Genomic DNA, 22,873 nt, shown 5'->3' with positions numbered 1-22,873 from the left:
CGGTTCAGCGACCCCTTACAGCTTCATCAGGCTGGCGTCGTCGACCGAGGCCGAGTGGCGGGTACGGAACAGCGACACGATGATCGCGAGCCCGACCACGACCTCCGCGGCGGCGACGACCATCGTGAAGAAGGCGATGATCTGCCCGTCGAGATTGCCGTGCATGCGGGAGAAGACGACGAAGGCGAGGTTGCAGGCGTTGAGCATCAGCTCGACGCACATGAAGACGACGATCGCATTTCGTCTGATCAGCACCCCGGTGGCGCCGATCGTGAACAACAGGGCGGCGAGATAGAGGTAGTAGACCGGGTTCACTTGGACGCCTCCTCGGGCCGCTTGAGGTTCTCCGGCTCGATCGGGGTCCGCTCCAGCCGTTCCTCGGCCCGCTGTTCCAGGGCCCGCAGGTCGTTCAGGGCCTCCGCGGACACGTCACGGATCTGACCGCGGTCGCGCAGCGTCTTGTTGACCGTGAGCTCGGACGGCGTGCCGTCGGGCAGCAGGCCGGCGATGTCGACGGCGTTGTGCCGGGCGTAGACACCGGGGGCGGGCAGCGGCGGCAGGTGCTTGCCCTCACGGACGCGCTGTTCGGACTGTTCGCGCTGGGTCTTGGCGCGCTCGGTGCGCTCGCGGTGGGTGAGCACCATGGCGCCGACGGCCGCGGTGATGAGCAGGGCGCCGGTGATTTCGAAGGCGAACACGTACTTGGTGAAGATCAGGGCGGCGAGGCCCTCGACATTGCCGTTGGCGTTGGCCCGGCCGGTGCCCGCGAAGTTCTTGAGGGAGGCGTTGGCGATGCCCGCGAAGAGCAGGACGCCGAAGCCGAGCCCACACAGAAGGGCCAGCCAGCGCTGGCCCTTGATGGTCTCGGTCAGGGAGTCGGCGGCGGTCACGCCGACCAGCATCACCACGAAGAGGAACAGCATCATGATCGCGCCGGTGTAGACGACGATCTGCACGATGCCGAGGAAGTAGGCCCCGTTGGCGAGGTAGAACACCGCCAGGATGATCATGGTGCCGGCGAGGCAGAGAGCGCTGTGCACGGCCCTCTTCATCAGGACGGTGCCAAGCGCGCCGAACACCGCGACGGTACCGAGGATCCAGAACTGGAAGGCCTCGCCGGTGGAGGTGGCGTAGGCGGCGAGCTGCGGGCTCATGCGTCCGCCCCCTCTTCCTCGGGCTTCTCGCCCTTGGAGACCGCCACCTGCTGCACGGTCCCGGGCGCCGCCTCGGTCACCAGGCCCCGGTAGTAGTCCTGTTCGTCGGTGCCCGGGAAGATCGCGTGCGGGGAGTCGACCATGCCCTCTTCGAGGCCGGCCAGCAGCTGCTCCTTGGTGTAGATCAGGTTGGCTCGGCTGGTGTCGGCGAGCTCGAACTCGTTGGTCATCGTGAGCGCGCGCGTGGGACACGCCTCGATGCACAGGCCGCACAGGATGCAGCGGGCGTAGTTGATCTGGTAGACGCGGCCGTAGCGCTCGCCCGGCGAGTAACGCTCCTCGTCGGTGTTGTCCGCGCCCTCCACGTAGATGGCGTCGGCGGGGCAGGCCCAGGCGCACAGTTCGCAGCCGACGCACTTCTCCAGACCGTCCGGATGGCGGTTGAGCTGGTGCCGTCCGTGGAACCGCGGAGCCGTGGTCTTCTTCTGCTCCGGGTACTGCTCGGTCAGCCGCTTCTTGAACATGGCCTTGAAGGTCACGCCGAAGCCGGCCACGGGGTTCAGGAAACCGGGCTCGGTCTCCTTGGGCTGCTCAGCCATCGGACGCCTCCTTTCCATCCGTAGATCCGTCACTGACAGTGTCCGGTCCACCACTGACAATCAGCTCCCGCTCCCGGCGCGGGCCGCGCCGGGGCACCGGCGGCAGCTCCTGTCCGGGCAGCGGCGGCACGGGGAACCCGCCTGCCATCGGGTCGAACGCGACCGGCTCGGCGGCCGACTGCGCGGCTGCCTCCTTGCCGCCCTTGTCGCGGAACATGTCGACGACGAAGGACAGGAGCAGCAGGGCGAGGACCCCGCCGCCGACGTAAAGGGCGATGTCGGCGAAGTCGTAGTTCTCGTTGCGCAGGGTCCGTACGGTGGCGACGAGCATCAGCCAGACGACCGAGACCGGGATGAGGACCTTCCAGCCGAGCTTCATCAGCTGGTCGTAGCGCACGCGCGGGAGGCTGGCGCGCAGCCAGACGAAGACGAAGAGCAGCACCACGACCTTGGCGACGAACCAGAGCATCGGCCACCAGCCGTGGTTGGCGCCCGCCCAGACGGTGCTGATCGGCCAGGGGGCGCGCCAGCCGCCGAGGAACAGCGTCGTCGACACGGCGGCGACCGTCACCATGTTGACGTACTCGGCGAGCATGAACATCGCGAACTTGATCGACGAGTACTCGGTGTTGAAGCCGCCGACGAGGTCGCCCTCCGACTCCGGCATGTCGAAGGGGGCTCGGTTCGTCTCGCCGACCATGGTGACGACGTAGAGGATGAACGAGACCGGCAGCAGCACGATGTACCAGCGGTCGTGCTGCTGGGCGACGATCGTGGACGTCGACATAGAGCCCGAGTACAGGAACACCGACGCGAACGCGGCGCCCATGGCGATCTCGTAGGAGATCATCTGTGCGCAGGAGCGCAGGCCGCCGAGGAGCGGGTAGGTGGATCCGGAGCTCCAGCCGGCGAGCACGATGCCGTAGATGCCGACGGAGGCGACCGCGAGGATGTAGAGCATCGCGATCGGCAGGTCCGTGAGCTGCATCGTGGTGCGGTGGCCGAAGATCGAGACCTCGTTGTCGGCCGGGCCGAACGGGATGACCGCGATGGCCATGAACGCCGGGATGGCCGCGACGATCGGCGCCAGGACGTACACGGCCTTGTCGGCGCGTTTGACGATGAGGTCTTCCTTGAGCATCAGCTTCACGCCGTCGGCGAGCGACTGGAGCATGCCCCAGGGGCCGTGCCGGTTGGGGCCGATGCGCAGCTGCATCCAGGCGATGACCTTGCGCTCCATGACGATGGAGACCAGCACGGTCACCATCAGGAAGGCGAAGCAGAAGACCGCCTTGATGACGACCAGCCACCAGGGGTCGCGGCCGAACATGGAGAGGTCTTCAGCAGCGAGGTACGGGGTCATGCCTCCACCTCCTTGGGGGCCTCACCGGCGGTGGCCGCCGGGCCGATGCGGACGAGGGAGCCGGGCAGCGCCCCGGTGTCGGAGGCGACACCGCCGCCCACGGAGTTCAGCGGGAGCCAGACCACGCGGTCGGGCATCTCGGTGATCCTGAGCGGGAGTTCGACGGTGCCCGCGCTGGAGGTGACGGCGAGCAGGTCGCCGTTTCCGATGCCGGCCTCGGCGGCGGTCGCGGCGGACAGGCGGGCGTGGGCGGCATGCCGGGTGCCGGCGAGCGCCTCGTCGCCCTCCTGGAGGACGCCCTGGTCGAGCAGGAGCCGGTGTCCGGCCAGCACGGCCTCCCCGGCCGCCGGCCGCGGCAGCGGTCCCGCCGTCTCGTGCGGCTCGGAGGCCTTCGGGCCGTCCCAGGCGCCGAGCCGGTCGAGTTCCGCGCGCGTGGTGCGCAGGTCGGGCAGGCCGAGGTGGACGTCCATGGCGTCGGCGAGCATCTGCAGCACCCGCGCGTCGGTGGGCGCCACTCGCCGGGTCATCTGCTCGGGCTTGAGCGCGGCCTCGAAGAACCGCACCCTGCCCTCCCAGTTGAGGAAGGTGCCGGCCTTCTCGGCGACGGCGGCGACCGGGAGGACGACGTCGGCGCGCTCGGTGATCTCGCTGGGCCGCAGCTCCAGCGAGACCAGGAAGCCCACTGCTTCGAGTGCCGCACGCGCGCGCGTGGGGTCGGGCAGGTCGGCGACCTCGACGCCGGCGACCAGCAGGGCCGAGAGTTCGCCGCGCGCGGCGGCCTCGACGATCTGGCCGGTGTCGCGGCCGTAGCGCAGCGGGAGTTCGGACACGCCCCAGACGGCGGCGACCTCGTCCCGCGCGCGTGGGTCGGTGGCCGGGCGGCCGCCGGGCAGCAGGGACGGCAGCGCGCCCGCCTCGACCGCACCGCGCTCCCCGGCCCGCCGCGGGATCCACACCAGCTGGGCCCCGGTGGCGGTGGCGGCCCGTACGGCGGCGGTCAGGCCACCGACGACCGACGCCAGCCGCTCGCCCACGACGATCACCGCGCCCTCGGCGCGCAGCGCCTCGGCGGCCCGGGTGCCGGGCTCCTCCAGGCCGACGCCGCTCGCGAGCGCGTCCAGCCATTCGGTCTCGGTGCCGGGTGCGGCAGGCAGCAGCGTGCCGTCGCTCTTCTCCAGGCCGCGGGTGGCGTGCGTGGCGAGCGAGAACACCTTCTGCTTGTGCTTGCGCGAGGCCTTGCGCAGCCGCAGGAAGACGCCGGGCGCCTCCTCCTCCGACTCGAACCCGACCAGCAGGACGGCGGGCGCCTGCTCCAGCGACGTGTAGGTGACGCCCCTGCCGTCGAGGTCGCGGCCGCGGCCGGCGATCCTGGCGGCCAGGAAGTCGGCCTCCTCGCTGCTGTGCACGCGCGCGCGGAAGTCGATGTCGTTGGTGTCGAGCGCCACGCGCGCGAACTTGCTGTACGCGTAGGCGTCCTCGACGGTGAGCCGGCCGCCGGTGAGGACGCCGGCCCGGGAACGGGCCGCGGCCAGTCCCTGGGCGGCCGCGTCGAGCGCCTCCGGCCAGGAGGCGGGTTCGAGCACGCCCTGCTCGTTGCGGACCAGCGGGGTCTCCAGGCGGCCCTTCTGCTGCGCGTACCGGAACGCGAAGCGTCCCTTGTCGCAGATCCACTCCTCGTTGACCTCGGGGTCGTTGGCGGCGAGCCGCCGCATGACCTTGCCGCGCCGGTGGTCGGTGCGGGTGGCGCAGCCGCCCGAGCAGTGCTCGCACACGGACGGCGAGGAGATCAGGTCGAAGGGGCGGGAGCGGAAGCGATACGCCGCCGAGGTCAGCGCGCCGACCGGGCAGATCTGGATGGTGTTCCCGGAGAAGTACGACTCGAACGGGTCGCCCTCGCCGGTGCCGACCTGCTGGAGCGCGCCGCGTTCCAGGAGTTCGATCATCGGGTCGCCGGCGACCTGGTTGGAGAACCGGGTGCAGCGGGCGCACAGCACGCACCGCTCGCGGTCGAGCAGTACCTGGGTGGAGATCGGGACGGGCTTCTCGTAGGTGCGCTTCCTGCCGTCGAACCGGGACTCGGCGTTGCCGTGCGACATCGCCTGGTTCTGCAGCGGGCACTCGCCGCCCTTGTCGCAGACCGGGCAGTCCAGCGGGTGGTTGATGAGCAGCAGCTCCATCACACCGTGCTGGGCCTTCTCGGCGACCGGGGAGGTGAGGTGGGTCTTGACCACCATGCCGTCGGTGCAGGTGATGGTGCAGGACGCCATGGGCTTGCGCTGGCCCTCGACCTCGACGATGCACTGGCGGCAGGCGCCGGCCGGGTCCAGCAGGGGGTGGTCGCAAAAGCGCGGGATCTCGATGCCGAGCTGCTCGGCGGCGCGGATGACCAGGGTGCCCTTGGGCACGCTGATCTCCACGCCGTCGATCGTCAGCGTGACGAGGTCCTGCGGCGGGACCGCCGCCGTTCCCCCCGAGGAGGGGGAACTCGTGGTCACGGTCATGCGTTCACCTCCGGGCGGTCCGCCCAGGCCGTCGACTTGGCCGGGTCGAAGGGACAGCCCCGGCCCGTGATGTGCTGTTCGTACTCCTCGCGGAAGTACTTCAGTGAGGAGAAGATCGGGGACGCCGCGCCGTCGCCGAGGGCGCAGAAGGACTTGCCGTTGATGTTGTCGGCGATGTCGTTCAGCTTGTCGAGGTCGGACATCACGCCCTTGCCGGCCTCGATGTCGCGCAGCAACTGCACCAGCCAGTAGGTGCCTTCACGGCACGGGGTGCACTTGCCGCAGGACTCGTGGGCGTAGAACTCGGTCCAGCGGGTGACGGCGCGCACCACGCAGGTGGTCTCGTCGAAGCACTGGAGGGCCTTGGTGCCGAGCATGGAACCGGCGGCCCCCACGCCCTCGTAGTCCAGGGGGACGTCGAGGTGCTCGTCGGTGAACATGGGCGTCGAGGAGCCGCCCGGCGTCCAGAACTTCAGGCGGTGGCCGGTGCGCATTCCGCCGCTCATGTCGAGGAGCTGGCGCAGGGTGATGCCGAGCGGCGCCTCGTACTGGCCGGGGCTGGTGACGTGGCCGCTGAGGGAGTAGAGCGTGAAGCCGGGCGACTTCTCGCTCCCCATCGACCTGAACCAGTCCTTGCCCTTGTGCAGGATGGCGGGAACCGAGGCGATGGACTCGACGTTGTTCACAACAGTCGGACAGGCGTAGAGGCCTTCGACGGCCGGGAAGGGAGGACGCAGTCGCGGTTGACCACGGCGGCCTTCGAGCGAGTCGAGCAGTGCGGTCTCCTCACCGCAGATGTACGCGCCGGCGCCGGCGTGCACGGTGAGGTCCAGGTCGAGGCCGCTGCCCAGGATGTTCTCGCCGAGGAAGCCCGCCGCGTAGGCCTCGCGCACGGCCTCGTGCAACCGCCGCAGGACGGGGACGACTTCACCCCGCAGGTAGATGAAGGCGTGCGACGACCGGATGGCGTAGCACGCGATCACGATGCCCTCGACGAGGCTGTGCGGGTTCGCGAAGAGGAGCGGGATGTCCTTGCAGGTCCCGGGCTCCGATTCGTCGGCGTTGACAACCAGATAGTGCGGCTTGCCGTCTCCCTGCGGAATGAACTGCCACTTCATCCCGGTGGGGAATCCCGCGCCGCCGCGGCCGCGCAGTCCGGACTCCTTGACGTAGGCGATCAGGTCGTCCGGGGACATGGCGAGGGCCTTGCGGAGCCCCTCGTATCCGTCGTGGCGCCGGTAGACGTCCAGCGTCCAGGACCGGTCCTCGTCCCAGAAGGCCGACAGCACGGGTGCGAGCAGCTTCTCGGGGCTGGTGTCCTTGAGGTCGGGTACCACCGTCATCACTCCCCCTCCTCGGCGGCAGGCCCTGCCGGGTTTGACGGGTCGGAGGCCGAGGTCTCCTGCGGCGCGTCATGGGAACTGAGGTGCTCGGCCGGTGACGGCTCGTGCACCGTCCCCGCCTGCGGACCCGGGCGCGGGTGGACCACGCGCGCGGGTGCGGTCTCCCCCCTGGACAGGTGGAGACCCACCAGCGAGGCGGGTCCGGCGCTTCCGCTCTCCGCCACGGCACCGGGCCGCTCGTCGGGGAAGCCGGCCAGGATCCGCGCGGTCTCCTTGAAGGTGCACAGCCGGGCCCCGCGCGTGGGCTCGACGTCCCGGCCCGCGCGCAGGTCGTCGACCAGGCGCCGGGCGCTCGCCGGGGTCTGGTTGTCGAAGAACTCCCAGTTGACCATCACGACCGGCGCGAAGTCGCAGGCCGCGTTGCACTCGATGTGCTCCAGGGTGACGCTGCCGTCGTCGGTGGTCTCGCCGTTGCCGATGCCCAGGTGCTCCTGGAGCGACTCGAAGATGGCGTCGCCGCCCATCACCGCGCACAGCGTGTTGGTGCAGACACCCACCTGGTAGTCGCCGGAGGGCTTGCGCCGGTACATCGTGTAGAAGGTGGCGACCGCGGTGACCTCGGCCGTGGTCAGCTCCAGCACGTCGGCGCAGAACTGCATCCCGGTGCGGGTGACGTGCCCCTCCTGCGACTGCACGAGATGCAGCAGCGGCAGCAGGGCGGACCTGGAGTCGGGGTAGCGCGCGATGATCTCGCGCGCGTCCGTCTCCAGCCGGGCCCGGACGTCGTCCGGATACGCGGGCGCGGGCAGCTCGGGCATGCCCAGGCTGACGCCTCGCTCCGAAGAAGAGGTGTTCACCGGTCGACGCCTCCCAGTACCGGGTCGATGGACGCGATGACGACGATGACGTCGGCGACCTGGCCGCCCTCACACATCGCCGCGATGGCCTGCAGGTTGGCGAAGGACGGGTCGCGGAAGTGGACCCGGTAGGGGCGGGTGCCGCCGTCGGAGACGACATGTGCCCCGAGTTCGCCCTTGGGTGACTCGATGGCCGTGTAGACCTGTCCGGGCGGGACCCGGAAGCCCTCGGTGACCAGCTTGAAGTGGTGGATCAGGGCCTCCATGGAGGTGCCCATGATCTTCTTGATGTGGTCGAGGGAGTTGCCGAGTCCGTCCGGTCCCAGGGCGAGCTGCGCGGGCCAGGCGATCTTCTTGTCGGCGACCATGACCGGTCCGGGCTGGAGCCGGTCCAGGCACTGCTCGACGATCCTGAGCGACTGGCGCATCTCCTCCAGGCGGATCAGGAAGCGGCCGTAGGCGTCCGCGGTGTCGGCGACGGCGACGTCGAAGTCGTAGTTCTCGTATCCGCAGTACGGCTGGGACTTGCGCAGGTCGTGCGGCAGGCCGGTGGCGCGCAGGATCGGGCCGGTGGCACCGAGGGCCATGCAGCCGGCCAGGTCGAGATAGCCGATGCCCTGCATGCGGCCCTTGAAGACGGGGTTCCCGGTGGCGAGCTTGTCGTATTCGGGGAGGTTCTTCCGCATCTTCTTGACGAACTCGCGGATCTGGTCGACCGCGCCGGGCGGCAGGTCCTGGGCGAGTCCGCCGGGGCGGATGTACGCGTGGTTCATCCGCAGGCCGGTGATCAGCTCGAAGAGGTCGAGAATCATTTCACGATCACGGAAGCCGTAGATCATGAGCGTGGTGGCGCCCAGTTCCATGCCGCCGGTGGCGATGGCGACCAGGTGCGAGGACATCCGGTTCAGCTCCATCAGGAGCACCCGGATGATCGTGGCGCGGTCGGTGACCTGGTCCTCGATGCCGAGGAGTTTCTCGACGGCGAGACAGTAGGCCGTCTCGTTGAAGAAGGACGTCAGGTAGTCCATGCGCGTGACGAAGGCGGAGCCCTGGGTCCACGTGCGGTACTCGAGGTTCTTCTCGATGCCGGTGTGGAGATAGCCGACGCCGCAGCGGGTCTCGGTGACGGTCTCGCCGTCGATCTCCAGGATCAGCCGGAGCACCCCGTGGGTGGAGGGGTGCTGGGGACCCATGTTGACGACGATGCGTTCGTCGTCGGCGCGGGCCGCGGACTGGACGATCTCGTCCCAGTCGCCACCGGTGACCGTGTAGACGGTGCCCTCGGTGGTCTCGCGCGCCGAGGCGGTCGACGCGGCGGATGCTGACTGTGTGCTCACGAGTACGACCTCCGCTGGTCCGGAGCCGGGATCTGGGCGCCCTTGTATTCGACGGGGATGCCGCCGAGGGGGTAGTCCTTGCGCTGCGGATGTCCTTGCCAGTCGTCGGGCATGAGGATCCGGGTCAGGGCCGGGTGACCGTCGAAGACGATCCCGAAGAAGTCGTAGGTCTCCCGCTCGTGCCAGTCGTTGGTCGGATAGACCGGGACCAGGGACGGGACGTGCGGGTCGGCGTCCGGAGCACTGACCTCCAGGCGGATCAGCCTGTTGTGGGTGATCGACCGCAGGTGGTAGACGGCGTGCAGCTCGCGGCCCTTGTCGTGGAGGTAGTGGACGCCGCTGACGCCGGTGCACAGCTCGAAGCGGAGCGCGGGGTCGTCGCGCAGGGTGCGGGCGACGCGCAGCAGGTGCTCGCGTTCGATGTGGAAGGTCAGCTCGCCGCGGTCGACGACCGTCTTCTCGATGGCGTTGCCGGGCAGCAGACCCTGTTCCTCCAGGGCTCCCTCCAGCTCGTCGGCGACCTCGTCGAACCAGCCGCCGTAGGGGCGGGTGGCCGGTCCGGGGAGTCGCACCGAGCGGACCAGGCCGCCGTAGCCGGAGGTGTCGCCACCGTTGTTGGCGCCGAACATGCCGCGCTGGACGCGGATCTCCTCGCCGCCCTGGCCGCGCTGGCCCGGGAGGTTGTCGGCGGCCAGGTCCCGCTCGGGGTTGACCCCGTTGTGGCCGTTCGCGTCGCTCACCGCAGCAGCCCCTTCATCTCGATCGTGGGCAGGGCCTTGAGCGCCGCTTCCTCCGCCTCGCGGGCCGCTTCCTCCGCGTTGACGCCGAGTTTGCCGTTCTGGATCTTCTGGTGGAGCTTGAGGATCGCGTCCAGCAGCATCTCGGGGCGGGGCGGGCAGCCGGGCAGGTAGATGTCGACCGGGACGATGTGGTCGACGCCCTGGACGATGGCGTAGTTGTTGAACATGCCGCCCGACGAGGCGCAGACGCCCATGGAGATCACCCACTTCGGGTTGGGCATCTGGTCGTAGACCTGCCGCAGCACCGGCGCCATCTTCTGGCTGACCCGGCCGGCGACGATCATCAGGTCGGCCTGGCGCGGTGAGCCGCGGAAGACCTCCATGCCGAACCGTGCCAGGTCGTACCGGCCCGCTCCCGCCGTCATCATTTCGAAGGCGCAGCAGGCCAGGCCGAAGGTGGCGGGGAAGACGGACGCCTTGCGTACCCAGCCCGCGGCCTGCTCGACGGTGGTCAGCAGGAAACCGCTCGGCAGCTTTTCTTCGAGTCCCATGACTTAAAAGCCCCTCAGTCCCATTCCAGGCCGCCGCGCCGCCATACGTACGCGTACGCGACGAAGACGGTGAGCACGAAGAGCAGCATCTCCACGAGCCCGAAAACACCCAGGGCGTCGAAGGTGACGGCCCACGGGTAGAGGAAGACGATCTCGATGTCGAAGACGATGAAGAGCATCGCCGTCAGGTAGTACTTGATCGGGAAACGCCCGCCGCCGGCCGGCGTGGGGGTCGGCTCGATGCCGCACTCGTAGGCTTCGAGCCGGGCGCGGTTGTAGCGCTTCGGCCCGATCAGCGTGGCCATGACCACGGAGAAGATCGCAAAGCCTGCCCCGAGGGCTCCCAGTACGAGGATGGGCGCATACGCGTTCACCGCTCCTCGCTCCTCTCAGTCGGCACTGACTGGTGGCGGTTCGACCGGGCCCACTCGCCTCGTCCGTCACGCGAACCCCGCTCGTCCGGGCGAAGATCGCGAACATGTGAAGCAGGTCACAAGCCCAGCTGCCTCGCATCTTATGCCCGTCGCTCTGTGATCTGCGACACGGGGTATTACACAAGCTTTGTGATCTCCACCACCTGACGATCGATCATGAAGTCGGATGAGTAGTGATCTTCACACTCGAAGCGTTCACCTGATCACCAGAGGTGACATTTTCGACCGTCGGTGCAGGCGGGAGGGGGTCCCGGGCGGGCATCTCCATATCAAGAGGGTTCCTCTGCATGCAAATTCGCGATGGACGGATCGTCTTGGTAGAGGACCGCGTTCACACGTCAGAGGGAGGCGTGAGGGGTGATGTGGACGCGTGCACGCGTTCACGAACCCGGACGCGCTCGGCTCGCACACGAGACGCGCCCTTCCCGGTAACCGTTCCGTGACCTCCGCCACACCGACGAGGGGCCGACGAGAAGCGGGCTTGGCCAATCATCTCAACCGATGGTAAGCGGGGGGCAATTCGGGCGTTATGACGAAAGAACGTGATCACAGGCGTGATCACGGGCGCCCACAATGTCCGTTACGGCGTCAATAAGGAAGGACAAGGGCAGTAATCTCAGCCCCGATTGAACAAGTGTGGCGCAGCACACGTTTCTTGAAGATATGGAGGAGCCCCTGGTACCGGTTGTTCCCATGTCCCACACCGCTCACATACGCAGCCACCGGAAACCCCGCCGCAGCGCGACGACAAGCATCGCCGTGCGCGCCGGAGTTGCCAGTGGCGTCCTCGGCATGGCAGCGGCGGGCGCGGCCTCGGCGAGTGCCGCCGAACCCGTGACGCAGACGCTCGAACTGCCCACCCTGACGGCCGATCTGGCCACCCAGGTGGCTCAGTCCGCCGACGCCACACAGCAGGCCGCCGCGAACTACGCGCTCCAGGCCGAGCGCGACGCGGCCGCCGCAAAGGCCGCGAAGCAGGCCAAGTCGGACCTCGCCGAGGCGAAGAAGAAGGCCGAGGCCAAGAAGAAGGCCGAGGAGGCCCGCAAGGAGGCCGCTGCGCGCGCCGCCTCGCGCAGCACCGAGCGGACCACGCTCAGCGCCACCTCCACGAGCTCCAGCGCCGCCACGAGCACGTCCACGGCGACGGGTTCGGCCGCCGCGGTGGTCGCCTTCGTGAAGGCACAGATCGGCGACGCCTACGTCTCCGGCGGCACGGGCCCCAACTCGTGGGACTGCTCGGGTCTCGTGCAGGCCGCCTTCAAGTCGGTCGGCGTCAGCCTGCCGCGCGTCTCCCAGGACCAGTCGACGCAGGGCACCCAGGTCTCGCTGAGCAACCTCCAGCCCGGCGACATCCTCTACTGGGGCAGCTCCGGCAGCGCGTACCACGTGGCCGTGTACGTGGGCGACGGCATGTTCGTGGGCGCGCAGAACCCCTCCAGCGGCGTCGGGGAGCACCCGCTGTCGTACGACCCGCCGACCGGCGCGGTGCGGGTGCTCTGACAACAAGGGCAACCTGGAGCAACCTGATACAACTCGGGCATCGCACAGACACGGTGGGGCCGCAGCCGCTCGGGGGCAGCGGCCCTTCCGGCATGCCGTCCCGGATTTCCACAGGCACGCAGTCCGGGTTTTCCACAGGGCTGCGCGGGCTCCGGTGACTCCTGGGATCCTCGACGCATGCCGCTCGCACGGAGCGGCCCGAGACCCGAGAAGGGGACACCGCGATGCCACGCGTCTTCGTCCAGGGAAACCCCATGGACCACTACCCCCGTCACGCCCCCGAGGCCCGGCGCGGTTCGGTGCGCCGGATCACCGAGACCGGCGAGGAGGTCCTGCACAAGCCGTGCCGGGACGTCACGGAGTTCGGCCCCGACCTCGCCGCGCTCATCGACGACATGTTCCTCACGATGTACATCGCCGAGGGAGCCGGCCTCGCGGCCAACCAAGTCGGGGTCGATCTGCGCCTGTTCGTGTACGACTGCCGCGATGACGAAGGTGTCCGACATGTCGGTCACATCGTCAACCCCGTGCTGGAGCCGCAGGGCCCGGCGGGTCGGCGGCTGCTCGACGACAGCGAGGGCTGCCTGTCGGTGCCGGGTGCCGTCATGGACGTACTCCGCCCGGACCGGGCGACCATGCACGGACTGGACAAGGAAGGCAATCCGCTCACCCTTGAGGGAACGGGGTATTTCGCCCGCTGCCTCGCACACGAGACCGACCATGTGAACGGGCGCGTGTATCTCGACCGGCTCTCCGGGCGGGAGCGCAAGGAGGCACTGCGGCAGGTGACGGCCCGGCGGGAGGAGGTCTACGCCCGCAGAGCCGCCAACATCGAGGCGCTCACCGCATAACGGTGCTCAGGCCTTCGGGGCCACCTTGCTCAGGCCGTTGATGATGCGGTCCATCGCGTCACCGCCGGTCGGGTCGGTGAGGTTCGCCAGCAGCTTCAGGGTGAACTTCATGAGCAGCGGATGGGTCAGGCCGCGCTGGGCCGCGATCTGCATGACCTTCGGATTGCCGATGAGCTTCACGAAGGCGCGGCCGAGCGTGTAGTAGCCGCCGTAGGTGTCCTTGAGGACCCGCGGGTAGCGCTGCAGGGCCGTCTCGCGCTGGCCGGGCGTGGCTCGGGCGTGCGCCTGGACGATGACGTCGGCGGCGATCTGGCCGGATTCCATGGCGTAGGCGATGCCCTCGCCGTTGAAGGGGTTCACCAGGCCGCCGGCGTCGCCGACGAGGAGCAGGCCGCGCGTGTAGTGGGGCTGGCGGTTGAAGGCCATGGGGAGGGCCGCGCCGCGGATCGGGCCGGTCATGTTCTCCGGGGTGTAGCCCCAGTCGGCGGGCATGGAGGCGCACCAGGCCTTGAGGACCTCGCGCCAGTCCAGTTCCTTGAAGGAGTCGGAGGTGTTCAGGACGCCCAGGCCGACATTGGAGGTGCCGTCGCCCATACCGAAGATCCAGCCGTACCCGGGCAGCAGGCGGTCCTGCGGGCCCCGGCGGTCCCAGAGCTCCAGCCAGGACTCCAGGTAGTCGTCCTCGTGACGGGGGGAGGTGAAGTAGGTCCGTACGGCCACGCCCATCGGGCGGTCCTCGCGGCGGTGCAGGCCCATCGCCAGGGAGAGGCGGGTGGAGTTGCCGTCGGCGGCCACGACGAGCGGCGCGTGGAAGGTGACTTCGCGCTTCTCCTCGCCGAGCTTGGCATGCACACCGGTGATCCGGCCGGTGCGGTCGTCGATGACCGGGGCGCCGACGTTGCAGCGCTCGAAGAGGCGGGCGCCCGCTTTCTGGGCCTGCCGGGCGAGCTGTTCGTCGAAGTCGTCGCGTTTGCGGACCAGGCCGTAGTCGGGGAAGGAGGCGAGATCCGGCCAGTCCAGCTGGAGGCGGGTGCCGCCGCCGACGATGCGCAGGCCCTTGTTGCGCAGCCAGCCGGCCTCCTCGGAGATGTCGACGCCCATGGCGACCAGCTGCTTCACCGCTCGCGGGGTGAGGCCGTCGCCGCACACCTTCTCGCGCGGGAACTCGGTCTTCTCCAGCAGGAGCACGTCGAGACCGGACTTGGCGAGGTGGTACGCCGTCGTGGAGCCGGCTGGCCCCGCGCCGACGACGATGACATCGGCGGTGTTTTCGGAGAGGGGCTCGGTCACGACGGGGTCTCCCCAAGGCTCGAAATCTGCGTGCCGACCGGCACTGGACATGGGCAGTCTATTCAGCGGTACTGATCACCCGGCTGAAGGGCTGCCCCTGTGAACCGAGCTCTCCCCGCGGTAAGGCTGCGTGTACCCACGCACGAGGACGCGTTCGCCTGGTACCGGGTCTTCGACGACCCGGACGTCATGCAGTTCCACGGCGGCAGGTCCGCGGAGCTGTCCGTCTACGAGGAGCTCACCGCGCGGCAGCGCCGGCACGACGCGGAGCTCGGTTTCTGCCTGTGGACGATGGCCGACGAGTCCGGGCGGGTCATCGGTTTCACCGGCGCCCAGCCCTGGCCGCAGGACTGGGGGCCCAAAGGCGAGTTCGAGATCGGCTGGCGGCTCGGCCGGGAGTACTGGGGCCAGGGGTATGCCACGGCCGCGGCGCTGACGACGCTGGAGCGGCTGCGGGCGGCGGGGGTGCCGAAGGTGGTGGCGATGGTGCGGCCCGGGAACGAGCGGTCGGTCGCGGTGACCCGCCGCCTCGGGATGGAGCTCGCCGAGACGTTCCCGCATCCGCGGTTCAAGGAGGACGCCCTCTGCTTCCGGCTCGACCTGCGGGCCGGCCGGCCGATCGGTGACTCAGAGTAACGATCTGTTACAGAAAGACACTTGGCGCTTCCGGCCGCCATGCGCCCGGGGTTACCCTTCCAGTACCGCTGGGGGTGACATCTGTGCAAATAACACCCAAAACACCCGAAGTGCGTGTGCCACGGCTGGTGGGACTGATGGCCATGGACGCGCGCGACACCGCCCGCGCGCGGGGGCTGTTTCTCAACGCGCCGGACCGGCCGGACTTCCATCTCACGGTCGTCGAGTACGTCGTACGCCAGTTCCCGCAGGCCGGTGCCGAGGTGCCGCGGGACTCGATGGTGTACGTGTGGTTCGACTTCGGTGAGGGCGAGGGCGGTGGAGGCGTGCGCGAGCCACGCATCCCACGGCCGCCGACGGGCGGGCTGCAACGGGAGCTGGACCAGCCCGGTGACACCTTCGAGGTGATCGGCGGGTGACGCGCGGGACGGGGCTCGGGCCTCCCCCAAGGGGGCTCAGGCCGCCTTGAAGCCCCGGTGCAGGGCGACGACCCCTCCGGTGAGGTTGCGCCAGGCCACCTTCGACCAGCCCGCCTCGCGCAGCCGTCCGGCCAGCGCGGGCTGGTCGGGCCAGGCACGGATGGACTCGGCGAGATAGACGTAGGCGTCAGGATTGGAGGAGACCGCGCGGGCGACGGGCGGCAGCGCGCGCATCAGGTACTCGGTGTAGACGGTCCGGAACGGCGCCCAGGTGGGGTGCGAGAACTCGCAGATCACCACCCTCCCGCCGGGGCGCGTGACACGGTGCATCTCGCGCAGGGCCGCGTCGGTGTCCTGGACGTTGCGCAGGCCGAAGGAGATCGTCACGGCGTCGAAGGTGTCGTCCTTGAACGGCAGCCTGGTGGCGTCCCCGGCGGTGAAGGGCATCCAGGCGGTACGCCGCTTGCCGACCTGGAGCATCCCGAGGGAGAAGTCGCAGGGCACCACGTAGGCGCCGGCCCGGACGAACGGCTGGGACGAGGTGCCCGTGCCGGCCGCCAGGTCGAGGACCTTCTGCGCGGGCCGCGCGTCGACCGCCCGGGCGACCTCCTTCCGCCAGTGCCGGTCCTGGCCGAGCGACAGCACGTCGTTGGTCAGGTCGTACCGTTCCGCCACGTCGTCGAACATCGAGGCGACTTCGTGCGGCTGCTTGTTCAGGGAGGCGCGGGTCACCTCGCCATTCTTGCAGCCCGCCGTCACGGCAGGAGCCGGGGCTTCTTCTTCGCCGCCACGTCCTCCACCCCGCCGCACAGCAGGACGAACACCGCGATCAGGATCCAGCCGACGCCGAACATGAACCACTGGCTCTCCAGCGGGAGTCACTTCTCGAACGCCGGGACGTTCCACATCCGGTCGATCAGCGGGACCGCCAGGATCAGCGCGTTCTCGGGCCAGAGGCAGATCGTCACCGCGCGGGCGTTGAAGACGGTGACCGTCCGGTCCAGCCGCCGGAAGCGGGTCAGCCACGCGAAGTCGATCCTGAAGTACGCCTTCGCCCACATCAGCAGCAGCACGGACCCGGCCGACCAGAAGTCCTGCGCGAGGGGGTTCCCGTCCAGGTCGTAGCTGCCGAAGTCGGCCTGGTGCGAGAAGGCGTACCAGCCGCCGTAGCCCCGTGCGGCGGGCGCGGCGAGGACCACCAGGGCCGGGTTCGTCCGCCGGAGCACGCCGTCGCGGTGGGCAAAGCCGAGGATCCAGCAGAAGAGGTGCGTCGACAGGTCCCACACGGCGCTGCCGAGCCGGTCGTCCGGCCCGGACCAGACGAAGTTCAGGATCAGGGTCGGGACGAGGGGCAGGACGAGGACCGGGACGGGCGCCTTGCGGAAGATCCACAGCAGGGCCGGCGGGAGGAGGACGAACCAGAGGTAGGTCCGCAGGTACCAGAGGATCTCCCAGGCCTGCTCCCCCCACGCGTTGCCCGGCGGGTCACCGAGCGGCACGACCCGGTAGACGATCTGCCAGCCCGGCATCCAGTCGTGGATCAGCATCGCCGGCACGACGAAGACGTGCGGGCGTGCCGGCCGGGGCGGGGCACCCTACTTTCGTCTGTGGACGAGGCGCCCGGCGCACACCGTCGCGAGACACTCCCCCGCCTCGTCGAACACGGCCAGGTCGGCCCTGGCCGTCTCGGTGAGCCGTGCGGGACGGGCCGCGGGGACCACCAGGACGTCGTTGCGGTCGGCCGCCGCCCGGAGTCCGGGTGAGTCGGCGTACGCCGTCAGGACCACCACCGCGCCCCGCTTCAGCACCGCGTGCACGCGCTCGCGCGGACTGGGCGCCTCCGGAAGGGGACCGTCGTGGATCCGGGCGGGGCCGAGGGACCCCCGCCACCGGCGTACCCGCGCCCGCGGAAACCGCCCGCGCAGTTCCTCGTACGGGCCCACGGCACCGATCCGGTCCTGTACGACCACCACGGCGCCGTTCTCGACCGGCTCGGCGTCCCAGGCCGCGAAGACCAGGTCCGCCGCGTGAATCGTCTCCACGGTCAGGTCAGTTGGAGGTGAGGAGCTTCAACTCCGGGTGCGCGGTCCCGCCCTCGATCGCCGTCGAGGAGATGTGGGACATCACCCGCTCGTCCACCGGGTCGTTCGCCGGGTCGTCGTGCACGACGAGGTGCTCGTACGTCGTCGCACGCTGCGCAGGGACCCGGCCCGCCTTGCGGATCAGGTCGATGATCTCCAGGCGGTTGGAGCGGTGCTTGGCACCGGCCGACGAGACGACGTTCTCCTCCAGCATGATCGAGCCGAGGTCGTCGGCGCCGTAGTGCAGCGAGAGCTGGCCGACCTCCTTGCCGGTGGTCAGCCAGGAGCCCTGGATGTGGGCGACGTTGTCCATGAAGATGCGCGCGATCGCGATCATCCGCAGGTACTCGAAGAGGGTCGCCTGCGTGCGGCCCTTCAGGTGGTTGTTCTCGGGCTGGTAGGTGTACGGGATGAAGGCCCGGAAGCCGCCCGTGCGGTCCTGGACGTCCCGGATCATCCGCAGGTGCTCGATGCGCTCGGCGTTGGTCTCACCGGTGCCCATGAGCATGGTGGAGGTGGACTCCACGCCCAGCCGGTGCGCCGCCTCCATGATCTCCAGCCAGCGCTCGCCGCTCTCCTTGAGGGGCGCGATGGCCTTGCGGGGGCGTGCGGGGAGGAGTTCCGCGCCGGCACCGGCGAAGGAGTCGAGGCCGGCCTCGTGGATGCGGGTGATGGCCTCTTCGACCGGGACGCCGGAGATCCGGGCCATGTGCTCGACCTCGGACGCCCCCAGGCTGTGGATCACCAGCTGCGGGAACGCGTCCTTGATGGCCTTGAAGTTCTGCTCGTAGTACTCGACACCGAAGTCGGGGTGGTGGCCGCCCTGGAACATGATCTGGGTGCCGCCCAGCTCGATCGTCTCCGCGCACCGGCGCAGGATGTCGTCGAGGTCGCGGGTCCAGCCCTTGGCCTTGTCCTTGGGGGCCGCGTAGAAGGCGCAGAACTTGCACGCCGTGACGCACACGTTGGTGTAGTTGATGTTCCGCTCGATGATGTACGTCGCGATGTGCTCGGTACCCGCGTACCTGCGGCGGCGTACGGCGTCGGCGGCGGCGCCCAGCGCGTGCAGCGGCGCGTCGCGGTAGAGGTCGAGCGCCTCTTCCGGGGTGATCCGCCCACCGGCGGCGGCACGGTCGAGGACAGACTGGAGGTCGGCCTTCTCGGTCACCTGGGCGTCCCTTTCGTCAAGGGTTGTGGACAGACTCCGCCAGCCTACGCCAGGCCCCCGGACGGCCCGACCTCAGGCCGTGTAGGCGCCGACCAGCAGCGCCGCGAAGGCGCCCGCGATCAGGAACGGGCCGAACGCGATCGCCGTCCTGCGCCCGGCCCGGCGTACGACGACGAGCGCGCCGCCGTACAGCGCGCCGAACAGGAAGCCGGCGAAGGTGCCGAGCAGCACGGTGGGCCAGCCGTACCAGCCGAGGACGGCGCCCGTCCCGAGCGCGAGCTTCACGTCGCCGAAGCCCATCCCGCCGGGGTTGACGAGGAAGAGGACGAAGTAGGCGGCGCCGAGGGCGAGGGACGCGCAGAGCGCGGTGAGCCAGTGGCCGGCGTGCTCGGGGAGCAGCGCGGCCCCGCCGAGGAGGGCGAGGGCCGCGGCCGCGAGGGGGAGGGTGAGGGGGTCGGGGAGGCGCTGCACCCGGAAGTCGACGGTCGCGAGCAGCACGCCCACCGGCGCGAGCACCAGCCAGACGCCCAGCTCGGGCCGGATACCGGTGGCGAGCGCCAGCGCCGTACAGACCAGCGCGGTGGCGACGGCGAGGGGGGTGGTGCGGGGGCCGTAGGCAGCGCGCGCGGGGATGGGCGCCGTGCGCCGTTCGCCGGACGCGGGCGTGGACCCTTCACCGGACGCGGAGACGGAACCGCCGCCAGGCGCGGTGCCGTTCCCATCGGACGCGGGCACGGACCCGTCGTCCGGCGCGGACCGGACGGGGTGGTCCCCGGTCGGGGGCCCCTCGTCGGAGACCCGGGCGGGCTCGTTCGGCCGTGCCGGGGGGAAGGGGGAGCCCTCGGCTTCCCCGGCCGTCGCGCACGCGGCGCAGTGTGCCCGGCCCAGCCAGCCCGTGAGCGGGTGACCGCCGGGGCAGGTGGTGCGCCAGTCCTCCCCCGCCGGTGCCGAGAAGCGGTACGCGGCGCGGGGCAGCAGGGCGCCGGCCGCCGCGCCCCAGAGGGCGGCGGCGGCCGGCAGGGCGAGGTCCAGGGCGGTCATCCCGTCGCGGCGGCGCCCTCGCGCCAGGTCGGCAGGAGTTCGTCGAGGAGGGCCTCGGTGCGCGGGGGCAGGCCGCGTGCCCCGCTGCGGGTGACCAGGTCGGCGGCGAGGGCGCGCAGGCGGTCCGGGTCGCCGGTGGCGTGGGTGGCGCGCAGCAGCTCGTTCCACAGACGCTCGTCGGCCGGAGCGGTCTTCAGCGCCGCGCCGAGCGCCTCGATCGCCTTCTCCGCACGGTCCTTCTCCAGGTGGAACGCGGACAGGGCGAGGCCGATGTCGGCGACCAGCAGGGGGAGCTGGGCGTCGATGATCTCGTGGGTGAGCCAGCGGTAACGGCCCTCCGCGCGGTCGGCGAGCAGCGGACCGCGGACGAGTACGAGCGCGTCGGTGAGGAGACGGCCGCGGACGGCCCGGCTGTCGGCGCCCTTGCCCTGGGTGGCCTCGTGGTAGAGGGAGCGCAGGACGTCCAGGTCGGAGACGACCGACTTGGCGAGCACGAGGCGGCCGGTGGCGTCGGCGCGCAGTCGCGGGCTGCCGTCCGGGTCGGTGCCCAGCCAGGCACGCAGCCGGTCCAGCAACGCGTCGCGGACGTCCTCCGTCACCCCGCGCGGCCACAGCGCGGACGACAGCACGCGCGGATGCACACCTTCGCGGTGCAGCAGGAGCAGCGCCAGCGCCTCGTGGAGCAGCGCGCTGCGTTCGCCGTCCGGGGTGTCCAGGCCGATGATCTCGTACGGGCCGACCAGCCGCGCGTACACAGCGGGGCGGCCCTGTTCGCTGATGTCGACGAGGAACGGCGGCGCGTTGGTCGGCCCGTCCGGGTCGCGTTCGGGGTCCGCCTCGACGAACAGCTCGACGACCGCGCGCTGCTGCACGGCCGGCAGCAGCTGGGCTTCCAGTTCGAGGCCGAGCAGCGGGGCGAGGAGCTTGCCGTCCGGGGTGATCTCCATCGCCCAGGCGGCGCCGGGCAGGTCGGTGCTCTCGGTGCCGACCAGATAGCCGATGCCCAGCCGGGCGGCGTCGGCGGCGAGTTCGGCGAGTCGCAGCGCGTCCTCGGCGGACGGCTGGGCGGCGAGCAGCACCAGGTTCGGCGCCCAGCGGGTGTGCTGGGCCGGGCCGGTGCGGCCGGTGAGGACCGAGTCGTGCCCGGCGGCGCCGAGCGCGCCGCGGCGCTGCCGGGTCTCGGCCTCCATGGTCTCGAACAGCGCCTCCACGTCCTCGAGATGACGCAGCCGGTTGGGGGCGAGCGGGGTGAGGTCGGCACCGAATCCGACGAGCGTGATGGTCATGCGGTCCGACCAGCCGTTGGTGGCGAGTTCGGCGGCGACGGAGGAGAACACGGCGGCCCGGTCGGCCTCCCGGCCGCTCAGCGAGACCATGCCGGGCACGGCCTCCAGGTTGAGCAGCAGCCGTGAGTCGTCCATGGTGCCGAGACTGACCAGGCCGGGGTACGGCGCCGCGGTGTCGGTGTCCTCGTAGCGGCCGGCGTCCGCGCGGGACAGCGTCCAGAACGTCTGGTCCTGGCCGAGCTGCCAGGGCGCCGGGGGCTTGCCGGCCGGCTGGGCGAGCTGCAGATGCAGATCGCCGTGGCTGAGCCAGGCCGCGTAGACGACGGGCAGGGAACGGGATTCGGCGGTGAGGGCGGCGGCGAGTCCGCGCAGGGACCGGTCGAGCAGCCGTACGCCCTCCGGGTCCGCGCCGACCAGGAGCGCGTCCTGCACGTCCTGGGCGTCGCCGTGCGGGGTCGGCGGCTCCATGCCGCGCCGGCCGCCGACGGCGCCGAGCGCCGACTGCCACAGGGCCTGCCGACGGCGGCGGCCGAGGGCGGCGAGCAGGCCGGCGGCGAGGAACGGGGCGCCGAGCAGCGCCTCCGGCAGTCCGAAGGCGGACCCGTCGGACGACCTGGCCGCGGAGTCTCCGGCGTTCTGCCGGGCGTGCGAGCCGGCGTCGCCGGCCTGGCGCTGCGCGGGCACCGTGATCTGCGCGGTCGCCCCGTCCTCACCCGCGTGCTGCCCGCCCTGCCGCTGATGCTGCTGATGCTGGGCGTGGTCGCCGGTCCTGGCGTAGTCGCCGATCTGCTGCCGGACGTCCGCCGAGACATGCGCGTCAGGGTTCTCGACGAGTTCGCCGCCGTGGGCGTCGCCGGGCATCTCCATGATCCAGCCGGGCCGGATGAGGCTGGCCTCGGAGAGCCGGGAGCCGTCCGGCTGGACGCGGTCCTTGTTGAGCTCGTAGATCTCCTTGTACCGGCGGCCGTCGCCGAGGTGGCGCTGCGCTATCTCCCAGAGGGAGTCGTGGTGGCGGCCCTCGGGCGGCTGGATCCGGTAGTACTTCGTCGCCCCGTGCGCGGTGGTGGAACCGTGTTCGGCCTGGGCCTGCGCCGCCGCGTGGCCGGCCTGCTCGGCGAGGGCGGCGGCGGTGCTCTTCGCCTGCTCCTGCTGCTGGGCGAGGAGGCCGGGGGTGGCCTGGGCGGCGGCGACCGTGCCCTTCTGGTTGCCCTCGATGCTGTGGCCGAGCTGCGACAGGCCCGGGGTGAGGCTGGCGGCGGTGGCGCCGACCAGCAGCAGGGCGGCGACGAGCTGCCGGGCGAGCAGCTGGCTGGGACCGGCGCCGGGCACCCGGCTGGGCATGCCCACACCGGAGACGGCGGCCTTGACCTCCACCAGCACGCACGCCGTGAACTGGGCCCACGCCAGCCACACGACGACCGTCAGGGTGTTCAGGAACGTGTCGACGCCGATCGGCTGCGACAGCCACTCCATCTTCGGCGCGCCGTGCGGCAGCGGCCAGCCGACGGTCACGGCGAGGGCGCCGGGGACTGCGACGACGAGGGCGAGCAGTGCCACGAAGGCGAGGAAGGCCTTGACGAAGTCCCCGAACGTACGCCGTCGCATCCGCACCGGCTGCGGGGTCCGGTTCCGCGGACCCGACGGGTTCCCCGTCGGTCTTCCCGTCGAGCTTGATGTGCTGCGTCGCGCCATGGCGGGTGTCCTGGGGTCGTGTGTGGAAGG

Annotated in this window: 21 protein-coding genes and 1 pseudogene; 4 read left to right on the top strand and 18 right to left on the bottom strand. The window is 70.5% G+C overall.

What is annotated here, in order from left to right; translation table 11 throughout:
- Positions 1–15: 15 nt before the first annotated feature.
- The 11 genes from nuoK to ACFXI4_RS14925 are packed head-to-tail and all read right to left on the bottom strand — an operon-like array spanning position 16 to position 10,819.
- A complete protein-coding gene (gene nuoK / locus ACFXI4_RS14975; protein ID WP_351318021.1) occupies positions 16–315 on the bottom strand; it encodes an NADH-quinone oxidoreductase subunit NuoK in 300 nt (99 codons plus the stop codon).
- On the bottom strand, positions 312–1,154 hold the full coding sequence (locus ACFXI4_RS14970) for an NADH-quinone oxidoreductase subunit J (RefSeq protein WP_384990535.1): 843 nt from the start codon (positions 1,152–1,154) through the stop codon (positions 312–314). Before ACFXI4_RS14970 ends, nuoK begins: the two co-directional genes overlap by 4 nt.
- The gene (nuoI, locus tag ACFXI4_RS14965) at positions 1,151–1,753 is read right to left on the bottom strand and encodes an NADH-quinone oxidoreductase subunit NuoI (protein ID WP_362718167.1); all 603 of its coding nucleotides are present in this window, start codon (positions 1,751–1,753) and stop codon (positions 1,151–1,153) included. The genes ACFXI4_RS14970 and nuoI overlap by 4 nt, the downstream gene beginning before the upstream one ends.
- Positions 1,746–3,116 carry an NADH-quinone oxidoreductase subunit NuoH gene (nuoH, locus tag ACFXI4_RS14960; RefSeq protein WP_362718164.1) on the bottom strand — a complete coding sequence of 457 codons (1,371 nt, stop codon included), beginning with the start codon at positions 3,114–3,116 and terminating at the stop codon, positions 1,746–1,748. The genes nuoI and nuoH overlap by 8 nt, the downstream gene beginning before the upstream one ends.
- Positions 3,113–5,617 carry an NADH-quinone oxidoreductase subunit G gene (locus ACFXI4_RS14955; RefSeq protein WP_384990531.1) on the bottom strand — a complete coding sequence of 835 codons (2,505 nt, stop codon included), beginning with the start codon at positions 5,615–5,617 and terminating at the stop codon, positions 3,113–3,115. Before ACFXI4_RS14955 ends, nuoH begins: the two co-directional genes overlap by 4 nt.
- Positions 5,614–6,960 carry an NADH-quinone oxidoreductase subunit NuoF gene (gene nuoF / locus ACFXI4_RS14950; protein ID WP_384990529.1) on the bottom strand — a complete coding sequence of 449 codons (1,347 nt, stop codon included), beginning with the start codon at positions 6,958–6,960 and terminating at the stop codon, positions 5,614–5,616. Before nuoF ends, ACFXI4_RS14955 begins: the two co-directional genes overlap by 4 nt.
- Positions 6,960–7,817 carry an NADH-quinone oxidoreductase subunit NuoE gene (nuoE, locus tag ACFXI4_RS14945; protein WP_384990526.1) on the bottom strand — a complete coding sequence of 286 codons (858 nt, stop codon included), beginning with the start codon at positions 7,815–7,817 and terminating at the stop codon, positions 6,960–6,962. The genes nuoF and nuoE overlap by 1 nt, the downstream gene beginning before the upstream one ends.
- The gene (locus ACFXI4_RS14940; protein ID WP_362716312.1) at positions 7,814–9,154 is read right to left on the bottom strand and encodes an NADH-quinone oxidoreductase subunit D; all 1,341 of its coding nucleotides are present in this window, start codon (positions 9,152–9,154) and stop codon (positions 7,814–7,816) included. Before ACFXI4_RS14940 ends, nuoE begins: the two co-directional genes overlap by 4 nt.
- Entirely contained in the window at positions 9,151–9,894 is a 744-nt protein-coding gene (locus ACFXI4_RS14935) for an NADH-quinone oxidoreductase subunit C (protein WP_384990523.1), read from the bottom strand. Before ACFXI4_RS14935 ends, ACFXI4_RS14940 begins: the two co-directional genes overlap by 4 nt.
- Positions 9,891–10,445: an NADH-quinone oxidoreductase subunit B family protein gene (locus ACFXI4_RS14930; RefSeq protein WP_362716317.1), complete on the bottom strand. Its 555-nt coding sequence runs from the start codon at positions 10,443–10,445 to the stop codon at positions 9,891–9,893. Before ACFXI4_RS14930 ends, ACFXI4_RS14935 begins: the two co-directional genes overlap by 4 nt.
- A 14-nt stretch (positions 10,446–10,459) precedes the next feature.
- Positions 10,460–10,819, bottom strand: a complete 360-nt coding sequence (locus ACFXI4_RS14925; protein ID WP_086791863.1) for an NADH-quinone oxidoreductase subunit A — start codon at positions 10,817–10,819, stop codon at positions 10,460–10,462.
- A 753-nt stretch (positions 10,820–11,572) separates the two neighbouring features.
- Between ACFXI4_RS14925 and ACFXI4_RS14920 the strand changes: the two genes are divergently transcribed.
- Both ACFXI4_RS14920 and def read left to right on the top strand, forming a co-directional pair.
- The gene (locus ACFXI4_RS14920; protein ID WP_384990520.1) at positions 11,573–12,379 is read left to right on the top strand and encodes a C40 family peptidase; all 807 of its coding nucleotides are present in this window, start codon (positions 11,573–11,575) and stop codon (positions 12,377–12,379) included.
- A 224-nt stretch (positions 12,380–12,603) separates the two neighbouring features.
- Positions 12,604–13,230: a peptide deformylase gene (gene def / locus ACFXI4_RS14915; RefSeq protein ID WP_384990518.1), complete on the top strand. Its 627-nt coding sequence runs from the start codon at positions 12,604–12,606 to the stop codon at positions 13,228–13,230.
- Positions 13,231–13,236: 6 nt separating this feature from the next.
- Here def and ACFXI4_RS14910 read toward each other — a convergent pair whose 3' ends face one another.
- Entirely contained in the window at positions 13,237–14,571 is a 1,335-nt protein-coding gene (locus tag ACFXI4_RS14910; RefSeq protein ID WP_384990515.1) for a geranylgeranyl reductase family protein, read from the bottom strand.
- Positions 14,572–14,619: 48 nt separating this feature from the next.
- Here ACFXI4_RS14910 and ACFXI4_RS14905 point away from each other — a divergent pair, with 48 nt between their 5' ends.
- Positions 14,620–15,156, top strand: coding sequence for a GNAT family N-acetyltransferase (locus ACFXI4_RS14905; RefSeq protein ID WP_384990513.1), 537 nt, complete (start codon positions 14,620–14,622; stop codon positions 15,154–15,156).
- Positions 15,157–15,266: 110 nt separating this feature from the next.
- On the top strand, positions 15,267–15,575 hold the full coding sequence (locus tag ACFXI4_RS14900) for a PASTA domain-containing protein (RefSeq protein ID WP_362716332.1): 309 nt from the start codon (positions 15,267–15,269) through the stop codon (positions 15,573–15,575).
- A gap of 36 nt (positions 15,576–15,611) precedes the next feature.
- On the opposite strand, the gene ACFXI4_RS14895 is transcribed toward ACFXI4_RS14900, so the two are convergent.
- The 6 genes and pseudogenes from ACFXI4_RS14895 to ACFXI4_RS14870 all read right to left on the bottom strand — a co-directional run bounded on the left by ACFXI4_RS14895 (position 15,612) and on the right by ACFXI4_RS14870 (position 22,843).
- Positions 15,612–16,307 carry a demethylmenaquinone methyltransferase gene (locus tag ACFXI4_RS14895; RefSeq protein ID WP_362716335.1) on the bottom strand — a complete coding sequence of 232 codons (696 nt, stop codon included), beginning with the start codon at positions 16,305–16,307 and terminating at the stop codon, positions 15,612–15,614.
- A gap of 23 nt (positions 16,308–16,330) precedes the next feature.
- Positions 16,331–17,140 (bottom strand): annotated as a pseudogene (locus ACFXI4_RS14890) (acyltransferase family protein); the annotation flags it as partial.
- A 30-nt stretch (positions 17,141–17,170) separates the two neighbouring features.
- Complete coding sequence (locus ACFXI4_RS14885; RefSeq protein ID WP_362716338.1) at positions 17,171–17,617, bottom strand: hypothetical protein; 447 nt, start codon at positions 17,615–17,617, stop codon at positions 17,171–17,173.
- Positions 17,618–17,624: 7 nt separating this feature from the next.
- Positions 17,625–18,824: a cyclic dehypoxanthinyl futalosine synthase gene (mqnC, locus tag ACFXI4_RS14880; protein ID WP_362716340.1), complete on the bottom strand. Its 1,200-nt coding sequence runs from the start codon at positions 18,822–18,824 to the stop codon at positions 17,625–17,627.
- Between the two features lie 72 nt (positions 18,825–18,896).
- Positions 18,897–19,865 carry a prepilin peptidase gene (locus ACFXI4_RS14875; RefSeq protein WP_384990509.1) on the bottom strand — a complete coding sequence of 323 codons (969 nt, stop codon included), beginning with the start codon at positions 19,863–19,865 and terminating at the stop codon, positions 18,897–18,899.
- A complete protein-coding gene (locus ACFXI4_RS14870; protein WP_384990506.1) occupies positions 19,862–22,843 on the bottom strand; it encodes a BTAD domain-containing putative transcriptional regulator in 2,982 nt (993 codons plus the stop codon). Before ACFXI4_RS14870 ends, ACFXI4_RS14875 begins: the two co-directional genes overlap by 4 nt.
- Positions 22,844–22,873 lie beyond the last annotated feature (30 nt).

Origin of the sequence: Streptomyces sp. NPDC059224 (genome assembly GCF_042754285.1) — a bacterium.
In the GTDB taxonomy this organism is placed as follows: Bacteria; Actinomycetota; Actinomycetes; order Streptomycetales; family Streptomycetaceae; genus Streptomyces.
Note: the sequence above shows the minus strand (reverse complement) of the source record. Positions and strands in the feature narration are given on the sequence as shown.